This is a genomic window from Polaromonas sp. P1_G2, from assembly GCF_056405515.1.
This window is the reverse complement of sequence record NZ_JBFUBY010001342.1, coordinates 1-420: the sequence shown is the minus strand read 5'-3', so window position 1 is coordinate 420 and position 420 is coordinate 1. Positions and strand designations below refer to the sequence as shown.

At 61.7% G+C, this 420-nt stretch carries 1 pseudogene; it reads right to left on the bottom strand.

The window, feature by feature from the left end:
• Window positions 1–420, bottom strand: a pseudogene (locus AC1D0P_RS30465) (LVIVD repeat-containing protein); the annotation flags it as partial.

Genomic DNA, 420 nt, shown 5'->3' with positions numbered 1-420 from the left:
ATCCGCGACGGCCGGGCAGGCACGGAAATGTCATAGATCGCCATGCCCGCAGACCACGGCCTCGTCTTCATGGCGCCACCGGCCGTGCCGAGCGTATCGCCAATCGAAGTGGTGTAATAATCCTTCTCATCGGCAAAGGCAGCTTCTGCGAACAGGTCGAGCGCATGCACGACCAGCAAAAGGTCGTCATGGGTCTGCAGATGGATCGTCCAGGTCTTCGGCGGCGCCGGCACGAAGGTCGACTCGCCAGGCCTTTTGGGATCACGCACATCGATGATCGAAAACCCGCCGGACCAGGGATGGGCGATATAGGCATGGCCGCGATGCACCATCAGTTGCAGCCCGTCGCCGCGTCCACCCTGATCCGAATGGCCGAGCAGGCGCATATTGCGGGCATAATCCGGCTGCGGAAATGCCATC